Consider the following 10,549-nt stretch of genomic DNA (forward strand, 5'->3'; position numbering starts at 1 on the left):
AGCGCGACCGAAAGGCGGCCCGGAGGGCCGTGTCCGTTAGGCGACGCAGGAGCCTTACGGACATCGACAGCAGAGCGCGACCGAAAGGCGGCCCGCAGGGCCGTGCCCGTTAGGTGACGCAGGAGCCTTACGGGCATCGACAGCAGAGCGAGGGGTTCCCCTTCCCCCAAACAAGAACGCATCATGCCGACAGCCCCTAACGGGGCAGGCGGGCGGTCTCCAGTTTGGCGCGGATGGCGTTCAGGCCCTCGCCCACGCTCATGCCCTGCGGCAGGGGGCAGAAGAGCCCGGCCGGGGGCAGCAGGCGCGCGCCGGGCGTCTCGGCGGCCAGGGCCACGAGTTTTTCCGGGGACACGGCATCCTGTCCGTCCGCCCAGACCAGTTTGACGTGATCCAGGGTGATGTCCGCCCGCTGCACCTGCAGCTCGCCCAAAAACTGCTTGAAGTCCAGCACGGCCAGAAAGTTTTCCAGTTCCACGGGGAAGGCCCCGAAGCGATCGCGCAGGGAGAGGGCCACCTCCTCGCGGGCGGCGCCGTCCACGGCGGAAGAAAGCGCCTTGTAGCAGCGCAGGCGTTCGCGGCCGTCGGCGATGTACTCCTGCGGGATATGGGCGGGCAGCCCGATATTGAGTTCCGTTTCCGCCACGGTGGCGGCGGGCATGCCCTTAAGGCGGGAGACGGCCTCTTCCAGCATCTCCAGATAGAGATCGAGGCCCACCCGGCTCATGTGTCCGGACTGCACCTCGCCCAGGATGTTGCCCGCGCCGCGCAGGCGCAGATCTTCCATGGCCACCTGGAAGCCAGCGCCCAGATAATCCATATCCATGATGATGCGCAGGCGCTCTTCGGCCACGTCGGAAAGGCGTTCGGCATCCGGCACGACGAAGAAGGCGTAGGCCTGCCGGTCGCTGCGGCCCACGCGGCCGCGCAGCTGATAGAGCTGGCCGAGGCCGAACATCTGCGCCTGATCCACCACTAGCGTATTGGCCCGGGGGAAATCCAGACCGGATTCCACGATGGACGTGCAGACAAGGACGTCCAGCTCCCCGTGCCAGAATTTGTGCATGTTCTCTTCCAGCTCCACTTCGCCCATCTGGCCGTGCGCCATGCCCACGCGCGCCTGCGGCACGAGGTTGCGGACGTATTCGGCCACGCGCGGCAGGCCTTGTACCCGATTGTAGACCCAGAAAACTTGTCCTTCGCGGGCGATCTCCCGTTCCAGCACCTGCCGCAGGACGTTCTCGTCCCGGCGCAGCACGGCCGTGGCCACGGGCTTGCGCTCCTGCGGCGCGGTCTCGATGACGGAGAGGTCGCGGATGCCGGACATGGAGAGTTGCAGGGTGCGCGGTATGGGCGTGGCCGTCAGGGTCAGCACGTCCACGTTTTTCTTGAGCGCCTTGAGCTTTTCCTTGTGGCGCACGCCGAAGCGTTGTTCCTCGTCCAGGATGAGCAAGGCCAGGTGCGGCAGGCTGACGTCCGCCGACAGCAGACGGTGCGTGCCGATGAGGATGTCGATCTGTCCGGCGGCGGCCGCGGCCAGCGTCTCTTTCTGGCGGGCGCGCGGCACGAAACGGCTCAACAGGCCCACGTTGACCGGGAAACCGGCCAGCCGGGCCCGGAAGGTCTGGAAATGCTGTTCGGCCAGTACGGTGGTGGGACAGAGCAGGGCCACCTGCCGTCCTTCGGAGGCCGCGCGGAAGGCCGCCCGCAGGGCCACCTCCGTCTTGCCGAAGCCCACGTCCCCGCAGACGAGGCGGTCCATGGGTTCGGGTTTGTCCATGTCGTCCAGCACGTCCTGGATGGCGCGGGCCTGATCCGGCGTCTCCTCGAAGCCGAACGTGGCCTCGAACTCGCGGTAGAGCTCGCCCGGCGGGTCGTAGCGGAAGCCCTTGGCCACCTTGCGGTAAGCATACATCTCCACAAGGTCGGCGGCGATCTTCTCAATGGCCTTGCGGGCCTTCTCGCGCCCGCCGGCCCAGGCGGAACCGCCCAGCTTGTCCAACGCGGGCTCCGCGCCGTCGCCGCCCTTGAAGCGCTGCACGAGGCTCAGACGGTCCACCGGCACATAAAGACGGTCGTTGCCCGAGTATTCCAGCAGCAGGAAGTCATTGCCCGTGCCGCTGCGGTCGATGTGCTCCAGCCCGGCGAAGCGGCCTATGCCGTAGTCTCTGTGCACCAGCAGAGCGCCGGGCTTGAGGTCGTCGAAGCTGTCCATGCCCCGGAAGGCGCGGGAGGCCACCCGCGGCGTCTTTTCCGCCCGGGGATAGAGGATGTCCTCACCCAGCAGCAGGCTGTCGTCCCAGACGAGATCCATCCCGCCGCGAAAGCCCGATACCAGGGCAAAAAGGCCGTGCCGGTCCGGAGCGTAACGCAGCGCCGGCATGATGCCGTCCTGTTCGGCCAGCTTCAGGAATTTGTTCCGGCTGCGCCCGGAGGCAAAGCTCAGGATGACCTGACGTTTTTGGCCCTGCCACTGCCGCAGGCCCGCGGCAAGCTGCTGCCAAGGCCTGTCCGTGGCGCCGGGCTGGGGGAAAAGATCGGTGAAACCGTGCAGCCGCCGCTCCGGCAGGGCCGTGCCCTGCTCTTCCACGCCCATGACCAGCGGTTCGGCAAAGATGGCTACCTTTCCCTGCCACGGGGCCTGCTGCGTATCCGGGCGCAGACAAAGGGAGGCCGGTTGCGCCAGATCGCCGCTTTCCTCCTCCAGCCGCCGGTGCAGCCGCAGGACGGCCTCGCGCAGGTCATCCTCGGCGTCCGCTCTGCCGGGCAACAGCCAGAGCGCATCCTCCGGCAGCCAGTCCTCCAGCAGGCTGGCATTTTCATGCAGCAAGCCCGGAAAGAGACCGGCCCCGCCGCCGTGCAGGGCTTTCTTGAGACTGTAATGCTGGTTCTCGCTCAGGCGGCCCTGGGCGAACAGGCCGTCCAGCCGTTCGCGCCAGCGCAGCATGTCCGACGGCGCGCAGGCAAAGGGCAGCACCGGCAGCAGGCTGCACTCCTCCAGCTGCTGGAGGGAGCGCTGACTTTCCGGGTCGAAGAGGCGGATCTCCTCGATGACGTCCCCAAAGAATTCCAGCCGCAGCGGGCGGGCATAACCGGGGGGGAAAATATCCAGGATGTCGCCGCGACGGGCCATGTCGCCGGGGCGGCTGACCAGCGGGACGCGTTCATAGCCCCACTCCACGGCCTGCTCCAGCAGTAGTTCCGGCGGGAAGTCCTGCCCGCGGGCAAGGTCGAGACCGGCCTGAACGAAAAAATCCCGCGGCAGATGCCGCAGCAGCAGGCTTTCCGGCCCGGTGACCACGCAGTGCGGCCCCTCGCCCGCCAGCGCGCGAAAGGCGGCCATGCCCGCGGCCCAGACGTCCCGTCCCTGCCGAATGCCCACCGTATCGGGCAGGACGAGGCAGGGGGAATCCCACGCCGGACGGGCAAGCGGCGCATCGGCTGCGGAAAGGTCGGGAACAAAGAGGGAGAACAGCGCACGGGCGGCATGCAGCTCGTCGCGGTCGCGCACGAGCAGACAGGAGCTGCGCCCCGCCGCCAGCGCCTCGGCGGCCAGACGGCAGCGCGTGGCCATGCCGCTGCGCTCAAGACGCCACTCCCCTGCCGGGGCCTCAAGAAAGGGAAGGAGTTTTTCCGCAGTCATGCAATGGAGATACCTGGGCCCTCGGGCCCGCTTTTGTCCCTGCGGCCTGCCGCCGCCACAAAACGGCGGCCGCTGCGGGGACAGGACAGACAGCCCGGCAGGCATGACGATGGCGGCGGGGACGGACAAAACCGTCTCCGCCGCCCGTACGTTCACGAGTTACGCCTTGACGGGCAAGGGCATGCCCGGCGCGAACTCCTCTTACTGCGACGAAAGCGGATGGACGCCGTAGCGTACATGGCTTTCCCGCTTCAGTCTTGCGGCCGCCGCAAGGCGGCACGCCCTGCCGGCGTCCCGGCGGATGCCCTCCTGTCGGGAACAGGATGCGGCATTAGTGGGAACCGCAGGAAGTGCAGGAACCGCAGCTCCCCGAGTCGCCGGAAGAAGCCAGCGGCACTTCGGGATCGAGCGTGAAGCCCATGTAGCTGATGCCGATGCTCACACCCTTGATCTGGGCAAGCAGTTCCTTGTTGATGCAGAAGCGGAAACCGGCTTCCTCGATAACGTCGTCAGAATCGAGAGGCTCATCCAGAGCCAGCGCAAGGCGCGGGCCGCTTCAGCCTCCCGGGGCCAGGAAGACCCGGATGGTCTTCTTTTCCTTCCCGTCAAAGTAAGCTTCAAGCTCCTTGCGGGCGTCTTCGGATACGGTCAGCATATAGTACGCTCCCTGTAGGTTAATGTGAGCCGCAGCCGCCGCAGCATCCGCCGCAGGCGCTGCCGCCCGTAGAAGGCAGAGGGTTCTTGGGGGTCAGCTCGAAGCCCAGCGGCGAGGCGTCGATGGTGATGGCCTCCACCTGATCCAGCAGTTCCTTGCGGATGCAGAAACTGAATCCTTCGGCTTCCATGGACTGATCTTCATCGCCGGGCGCGTCCAGCGCCAGCGCCAGCCGGGGGCCGGAGCAGCCTCCCGGGGCAAGGTACACGCGGATGGGTTCGCGGTCACGGTCGGCAAAAAAAGCTTCCAGTTCCTTGACGGCCTGTTCGGTCAACGTGAGCATGGCTCCTCCGGTCATTGTTTTACGGTCGTAGAGAAGTAAGTCCACTCCCTGTCCTTGTCAATGCGGCCTTGTCCCGTCTTTTCAAGTCCCGCAAAAAAGATTAGAAGCCTTTGAGGCCGCAGCATCCGCAGGCGGCATCCCCCAAAGGAGGCCACATGAGCGCCCATGTCATCCTGAACAGGGAAGAGATTTCCCGCACCCTCGACCGGCTGGCCAGCCAGATCTACGAGCGGCACGGCCAGTGCGACACCCTCCAGCTCGTGGGCATCCAGCGCCGCGGGGTGGATCTGGCCCGGCGTCTGGCCGAACTGCTCGCCCGCCGGACGGGGCATCCGCTGCCGCTGGGCTCGCTGGACATCAACCTTTACCGCGACGACTGGACGAGCCTGGAAGGCAAGCCGCATCTGGGACAGTCCCGCATCCCCGCGCCCGTGGATGCGGCGGACATCCTGCTGGTGGACGACGTGCTCTTTACCGGGCGCACCATCCGGGCCGCGCTGGAAGCCCTGCAGGATTACGGACGGCCGCGCAGCGTGGAGCTGCTCGTGCTGGTGGACCGCGGCCATCGGGAATTGCCCATACAGGCGACGTACGTCGGCCGCAGCGTGGCCACCCGCCGCGAGGAGCGCATCGACGTCCTGCTTGAGGAACGGGACGGACTGGACGAAGTGCGCCTTTCCCGGGCAGATGAGGCCGGCGCATAGGCGTTTTGCCTTTGAAAACAGCGGGACGCGAGGCGGTACAGCGCCGCCCGGCCCATAGCGAGCGGAAAAACCGCGTTTTTTTCCGGGAAGGACAGGGGGGTTGGAGACGCGCGGCGTTTCCAACGGAAAATGCCCCGGGCCGCCCTCCCGGCGTCCTCCACACTGTTGTTTTTCGTCGGTACGAAGGAAAGGATATGACCGTATCTCTCAGCCGGACAAGCCCGGCGGACATGGCTACAGCATGCGACAATCCGCACATGGGCGGCACGATGCTCACCCCCTGGCCCGAAGACCCCGGACAGCAGGAATCCGGTGCGGACGGTTCCGCCGCGAAAAGGGGCAAGTTTCCCAAACTCTTCGGCTGCCTTGCCGTTCTGGCGCTGGCCTCGCTTGGCTGGGCGGGCTGGAAGGCGCTTTCCGTCAAGCAGGCGCGGGAGGAGGCGGAACTGGCAAAAGCATCGGAATACTCCAGCGATGAAAGCAACGGCGGCGGGTCTTCCGGCTTCTTGCCGCTCTTCTTCGGCTCGTCGAACGGCGCGGTCTCGTCCGGTGCGCAGCGGGCCAACATCACGGCGCGCGGCGGCAGCTTCAGCGGCATGAGCTCGGGAAGCTGAGCATGGATCTGTTCCGTTTCCCTCCGTTCCCGGACAGTCTGTACGACGCCCTCGGCTACCCGAAGGAGGGAAAGTGTTCGGACATCCTCATCATCTCACAGGAGGAGGCCGACGCCTATTACGCGGCGGCTGAGCGCTGCTTTCGGGACGTGGACAGCGCGGCGGAATACTTCATCGCCTCGCGGCGTCTGGACGAACTGGGCATACCGGAGTATGCCGTGCCGGTCATCGAGCGCACTTACCGCGAGTACATGCGGCATCCGCACATGCTGGGCCGCTTCGACTTTGCGGGCGGGCTTGCCGGTCTGCCCATCAAGCTGCTGGAATTCAACGCCGATACGCCCTTCTCCATCTTTGAGGTCTCCTCCCTGCAGTACGCGCTGGCGAAATACCACGAGCTTGACCCGGACCATTTCCAGTACAACAGCCTCTTCGAGCAGTTGCGGGATTTCTTTGTCGAACTGCTCCCCGCCCATGCCGAACGGGGCGTCCTGTTCACCAACGCCGCCGACGGCGAGGATGATCTGAACACCTTCATCATCAAGGACGCCGCGAAACACGCCGGGCTGACGGGGACCTATCTGCACTGGACGGACGTCTGCATCGACAGGGATCACGGCCTGTGCTCCGTGGACAAGAGCGGCGCCTACATCGACAAGATATTCCATCTCATGATCAAGATGGTCCCCTGGGATCTGCTCTTCCTTGAGGACGAGCGGATGGCCCGCGAGCTTTTGCGCAGCATGGAGCGGGACCCCGGCCTTGTGGTCTGCAATCCCCCGTACGCGGCCGTCTACCAGAGCAAGGCCCTGCTGGCCCATGTGCAGCGCCTTTTTCCCGAAAATCCCCACTTTCTGCCCGCCGCCGGCACCCCCCTGCCGGACGTGGCCCAGGTGGCCAAACCCATCTGGGGCCGCGAGGGCCGCAACATCACCATTTGGGAAAATGGCCAGGCGGTCACCCGCACCGACGGCTTTTATGCCCGGCAGCCCCTCATCTATCAGCAAAAGGCGGAGCTGGTCTGCGACGGCACGCACTACTATCAGGCGGGCGTGTTCATTTCCGCCGAAGTCCCCTGCGGGCTGGGCTTCCGGCGCGGCCCCAGCCCGATCATCACCACCGACGACGCCATGATCGGACATATCGTCGATCACGGCGACATCCGTACCCGCCCGACGCTGCGCCCCTATCTGCTCTCCTTGCCATGAAGCCCGCCGGGGCCGCACCGCCACACGGACACGTCGGACGGACGCCTTTTCCCGCCGCTCTCCTTGACCTTTGCCACGGGCTTGCCTAAGCTGCTTTCGCCGTACTCCCACGAGAGAGGGAGGGCGGACATCTCAGGAGGAAGCAGCGCAATGCCGACGTATCGCAACTGACGCCCATCCTTTCGCTCCACGGTGTGGAGCGCCTTCGGACGGAAGCGGCGGCTGGCGGCGGCTGGCGGCGACGCTCCTCCTCCCCTCTTCTGACCGGTCTTCCGTCCCCCGGGCCATTGACGCGAATCACGCGCATCGTCATGCGCTGCCTTGTGTCATCCGTTTCGCAAGGGGGTTCCATGAAAACCGGTTCCAACTTCTTTTCCACCACGGCGGGCGTGGTCTGCACGGGGCTTGTGCTGGGCGCGCTGGCCATCCTGCTGCAGCGCATGGGCAATCCCGGCAATATGGGGATCTGCGTCGCCTGCTTCAACCGCGACATCGCCGGGGCCATCGGCCTGCACCGCGCGGCCATCGTCCAGTACCTGCGGCCGGAGATCCTCGGCATGGTGCTGGGCGCGCTGGGCGCGTCCCTGCTTTGCGGCGAATACCGGGCGCGCGGCGGCTCCTCGCCCATCATCCGCCTGTTGCTGGGCATGGTGGCGGCCATCGGCGCGCTGGTCTTTCTGGGCTGCCCGTGGCGCGTCATCATGCGGCTCGCCGGCGGGGACGCCAACGCGCTTTTCGGTCTGGCCGGTCTGATCGTCGGCGTGGGCATCGGCACGCTCTTCTTCCGCCAGGGCTTCTCGCTGGGCCGCAGCCAGAGCCAGGGCAAGGTGAGCGGGCTTATCCTGCCCGGCATCATGATGGCCCTGCTGGCCCTGCTCCTGCTCAATCCGCAGGTGGAGGGACAGGACAAGAGCGGCGTGCTCTTCTACTCCCTCAAGGGCCCTGGCGCGGCGCACGCGCCCGTGCTGCTCTCGCTGGCGGCGGGCCTCGTGGTGGGCGTGCTGGCCCAGCGCAGCCGTTTCTGCACCATGGGCGCCATCCGTGACGTGCTGCTCTTCCGGCAATGGCATCTGGCGCTGGGCGTGCTGGCCATGCTGGCCTGCGCCCTCCTGCTCAATGCCGCGCTGGGCGGCTTCCATCCCGGCATGGAAGGCCAGCCCATCGCCCACACCGACAGCCTCTGGAACTTCCTCGGCATGGTCACCGCCGGTCTGGCCTTCGCTCTGGCGGGCGGCTGCCCCGGCCGTCAGCTCTTCATGGCCGGGGAAGGCGACAACGACGCCGCCGTCTTCGTGGTCGGGCTCATCCTCGGCGCGGCCGTGGCCCACAATTTCGGTTTCGCCTCCAGCGCCACGGGCATCGGCCCCAACGGCATGCTGGGCGCGCTGGGCGGACTGGCCGTCTGCCTGATCATCGGATTCTTCAACTGCAAGCGAGGCGCCTGATGGCTGAACTCATCGATGCACGCGGTCTTTCCTGCCCGCAGCCCGTCCTCCTCTTCCTCACCGCCGCCAAAAAGACGCCCGGCGGCAGCTTTACCGTGCTGGTGGACAACGAGGCCAGCCGTGAGAACGTCACCCGCGCCGCCCGCAACGGCGGCTTTACGGTGGACGTCACCGAAGACGGGGCGGATTTCCGTCTCGACATCCGTAAATGACCCACAACCGCGCGGCGGACGGCGCACATCGTCCGTCCGCCGCACAAACAACGCCGAAAAACGCCATGCCGACCCTGCTGCAACGTCTCTCCTCCCTGCTTCGGCCCGCCGCCTCCGCTGACAAGCGCTCCAAGTCCGCCGCGTCTCCTGCCGCCACGGCCCTGCTGGTCTTTGACCAGACAGGCGAAGTCATCCGGGCCGAGCGCCGCCTGCGCGAAGCCGGCTTTGCCGTAGAGGTCAAAGGCCCGCCGCCGCAATTGCGGACCGGCTGCGACATGGTCATAGCCTTTCCGCTCCTGCGGCAGGCGGCCGTGCTGGAATGCCTGCGGCAGGGCGGCCCGGAGCCGCGTCAGGTGGCCGTGGTCACGGACGAGCTGCTGGAGCCCGTCTCGCTCTGTCAGGTCAAGCGGCTGGATCACTGGCTCATGGTGCGCGCGGCCAACATGAAGATCACCGTGGACACGCGGGACGGCCGCATCGTCAACATCTCCGGCGGCGGCTGCCCGGACGTGCCGTGGCTGGCGCACAAACTCTGCGGCGACAGGCTGGAGACGGCCGCCGAGCCGCTGCGTCTGGGCCAGACGCTGTGCTGCTACAGTCTGCAGAAGGCCTTTGAAGAAGCCAGGAGGCAACTCGCATGTGGTGCATAGCAGGCAGCGTGCCGGACGCGGACTTTTCCCTTGCCCTGCCTGACGGCCCTCTGCGGCTGGACGGCGCGACCCTTCGTCTGCCCGACGGCCGCGGCGTGACCGTGGAGCGCGGCACCGCCGCGCTGGCCGCCACCGCCCTGCTGGCCTGCGAGGCCCTCGGCACGGACGCTCCCCGCGCCCTGCTGGCCGGGGACATCGGCACGGGCGACGGCAGCCGCCGCCTTTACGCCTGGCTGTGCGACAATGCCGCCCGCCTCGCGCCGCGGGGCATGACCTTCCATTACCTTTTCCCGGATGCGGACTGGCACAATCGCGTGCTGCTGGCCCTGCAGGCCCTGCCGCAGCCGCCGCTCCTGCTGGCCGACGCGGGTTTCATGTACGCCGCCAAGATGAGCGGTTACGCCGACGCCTACGACCTCTTCACGCCCGACGTGGGCGAACTGGCCTTCCTCGCGGACGAAAAAGCCCCGCATCCCTTCTACACGCGCGGTTTCCTGCTGGCCGAGGACCACAACATCCCTCCCCTGCTCGCACGCGTGCTTGCGCACGGCAACTGCCCGCGTCATCTGCTCATCAAGGGCGCGGCGGATCACATCGTCTGCGAGGGCGAGCTGCGCGCCGTCATCGACAGCCCGTCCGTTCCGGCGATGGAGTGCATCGGCGGCACCGGCGACATCGTGACCGGCCTCGTCACCGCCTTTGCCGCGGCGGGCTGGCCCCTCTGCGCCGCCTGTCAGGCCGCGTCCCGCAGCGCGCGCCGTCTTGCCGTCCTCTGCGAGCCCCGGCCCGACACGCCGGTGGCCGACCTCATCCGCCGTCTGCCCGACGCCCTGACGCCTGACTGGCTGCGGGAGCTGGAAGACAGCCGCGGCTGACGCGCCAAGGCGAGCTTTTTTCAGAAAAACGACACAGAAAAAGGCGGGAGGGATCCCGCCTTTTTGCGTTGCCTGTGCGAGGGGACGGATGCTCTGCTCGGCGGCCTGCTCGCCTGTGAGCAGTACGTGCGCCGTACTGTTTGTTTGGGGGTTCGACTGGGTAAAACCGTAGGTGGGAGATGCTGCTGCAGATCAGATGA

The 10,549-nt window shown here is 66.8% G+C and carries 10 protein-coding genes; 7 read left to right on the forward strand and 3 right to left on the reverse strand.

Features of this window, described 5'->3' with window-relative positions:
* Positions 1-196 precede the first annotated feature (196 nt).
* The 3 genes from mfd to Q0K12_RS11750 all read right to left on the reverse strand — a co-directional run bounded on the left by mfd (position 197) and on the right by Q0K12_RS11750 (position 4,641).
* The gene (gene mfd / locus Q0K12_RS11740; RefSeq protein WP_297263159.1) at positions 197-3,643 is read right to left on the reverse strand and encodes a transcription-repair coupling factor; all 3,447 of its coding nucleotides are present in this window, start codon (positions 3,641-3,643) and stop codon (positions 197-199) included.
* A 331-nt stretch (positions 3,644-3,974) separates the two neighbouring features.
* Positions 3,975-4,298 (reverse strand): IscA/HesB family protein, encoded by a 324-nt coding sequence (locus Q0K12_RS11745; RefSeq protein WP_297263160.1) that lies wholly within the window; start codon positions 4,296-4,298, stop codon positions 3,975-3,977.
* A 19-nt stretch (positions 4,299-4,317) separates the two neighbouring features.
* Positions 4,318-4,641, reverse strand: a complete 324-nt coding sequence (locus Q0K12_RS11750) for an IscA/HesB family protein (protein ID WP_297263161.1) — start codon at positions 4,639-4,641, stop codon at positions 4,318-4,320.
* Positions 4,642-4,796: 155 nt separating this feature from the next.
* On the opposite strand from Q0K12_RS11750, the gene pyrR reads away from it, so the two are divergent.
* From pyrR to Q0K12_RS11785, 7 genes are all read left to right on the forward strand, one after another.
* The gene (pyrR, locus tag Q0K12_RS11755) at positions 4,797-5,345 is read left to right on the forward strand and encodes a bifunctional pyr operon transcriptional regulator/uracil phosphoribosyltransferase PyrR (RefSeq protein WP_297263162.1); all 549 of its coding nucleotides are present in this window, start codon (positions 4,797-4,799) and stop codon (positions 5,343-5,345) included.
* Between the two features lie 194 nt (positions 5,346-5,539).
* Positions 5,540-5,959, forward strand: coding sequence for a hypothetical protein (locus Q0K12_RS11760; protein ID WP_297263163.1), 420 nt, complete (start codon positions 5,540-5,542; stop codon positions 5,957-5,959).
* Positions 5,960-5,961: 2 nt separating this feature from the next.
* On the forward strand, positions 5,962-7,167 hold the full coding sequence (locus Q0K12_RS11765; RefSeq protein ID WP_297263164.1) for a glutathionylspermidine synthase family protein: 1,206 nt from the start codon (positions 5,962-5,964) through the stop codon (positions 7,165-7,167).
* A gap of 350 nt (positions 7,168-7,517) precedes the next feature.
* Complete coding sequence (gene yedE / locus Q0K12_RS11770) at positions 7,518-8,612, forward strand: YedE family putative selenium transporter (RefSeq protein ID WP_297263165.1); 1,095 nt, start codon at positions 7,518-7,520, stop codon at positions 8,610-8,612.
* A complete protein-coding gene (locus Q0K12_RS11775; RefSeq protein ID WP_297263166.1) occupies positions 8,612-8,824 on the forward strand; it encodes a sulfurtransferase TusA family protein in 213 nt (70 codons plus the stop codon). Before yedE ends, Q0K12_RS11775 begins: the two co-directional genes overlap by 1 nt.
* 65 nt (positions 8,825-8,889) lie before the next feature.
* Positions 8,890-9,474, forward strand: coding sequence for a DUF3343 domain-containing protein (locus tag Q0K12_RS11780; protein WP_297263167.1), 585 nt, complete (start codon positions 8,890-8,892; stop codon positions 9,472-9,474).
* Positions 9,462-10,349, forward strand: a complete 888-nt coding sequence (locus Q0K12_RS11785; protein ID WP_297263168.1) for a sugar kinase — start codon at positions 9,462-9,464, stop codon at positions 10,347-10,349. The genes Q0K12_RS11780 and Q0K12_RS11785 overlap by 13 nt, the downstream gene beginning before the upstream one ends.
* The last annotated feature ends 200 nt before the right edge of the window (positions 10,350-10,549 follow it).

This window comes from uncultured Desulfovibrio sp., assembly GCF_944324525.1.
Lineage (GTDB): Bacteria > Desulfobacterota > Desulfovibrionia > Desulfovibrionales > Desulfovibrionaceae > Desulfovibrio.

Coding starts and splice junctions, on each gene's coding strand:
- Q0K12_RS11760 (WP_297263163.1), top strand. CDS start 5,540: ATGACCGTATCTCTCAGCCGGACAAGCCCGGCGGACATGGCTACAGCA.
- Q0K12_RS11785 (WP_297263168.1), top strand. CDS start 9,462: ATGTGGTGCATAGCAGGCAGCGTGCCGGACGCGGACTTTTCCCTTGCC.
- Q0K12_RS11780 (WP_297263167.1), top strand. CDS start 8,890: ATGCCGACCCTGCTGCAACGTCTCTCCTCCCTGCTTCGGCCCGCCGCC.
- mfd (WP_297263159.1), bottom strand. CDS start 3,643: ATGACTGCGGAAAAACTCCTTCCCTTTCTTGAGGCCCCGGCAGGGGAG.
- pyrR (WP_297263162.1), top strand. CDS start 4,797: ATGAGCGCCCATGTCATCCTGAACAGGGAAGAGATTTCCCGCACCCTC.
- Q0K12_RS11765 (WP_297263164.1), top strand. CDS start 5,962: ATGGATCTGTTCCGTTTCCCTCCGTTCCCGGACAGTCTGTACGACGCC.
- yedE (WP_297263165.1), top strand. CDS start 7,518: ATGAAAACCGGTTCCAACTTCTTTTCCACCACGGCGGGCGTGGTCTGC.
- Q0K12_RS11775 (WP_297263166.1), top strand. CDS start 8,612: ATGGCTGAACTCATCGATGCACGCGGTCTTTCCTGCCCGCAGCCCGTC.
- Q0K12_RS11750 (WP_297263161.1), bottom strand. CDS start 4,641: ATGCTCACGTTGACCGAACAGGCCGTCAAGGAACTGGAAGCTTTTTTT.